1 pseudogene is annotated in these 310 nt (G+C 65.5%); it reads right to left on the reverse strand.

What is annotated here, in order from left to right:
- Positions 1 to 310 (reverse strand): annotated as a pseudogene (gene tuf, locus HW932_RS21600) (elongation factor Tu); the annotation flags it as partial.

Here is a 310-nt window from a genome sequence, read left to right on the forward strand (position 1 = left end):
ACCGACGATGGCCACTTCTTCACCGACCTTGACGATGCCGCGCTCGACACGCCCGGTCACCACGGTGCCGCGACCGGAGATCGAGAACACGTCTTCGATCGGCATCAGGAAGGCGCCGTCGATGGCGCGCTCCGGCTCGGGGATGTAGCTGTCGAGCGCTTCCATCAGCCGGTCGATCGAGGGACCGCCGATCTCGGAGGTGTCGCCTTCCAGCGCCAGCTTGGCCGAACCCGTGATGATCGGGGTGTCGTCGCCGGGGAAGTCGTAGCTGGAGAGCAGCTCGCGCACTTCCATTTCGACGAGTTCGAGC

The sequence above is a fragment of the Allochromatium humboldtianum genome, assembly GCF_013385175.1.
Lineage (GTDB): Bacteria > Pseudomonadota > Gammaproteobacteria > Chromatiales > Chromatiaceae > Thermochromatium > Thermochromatium humboldtianum.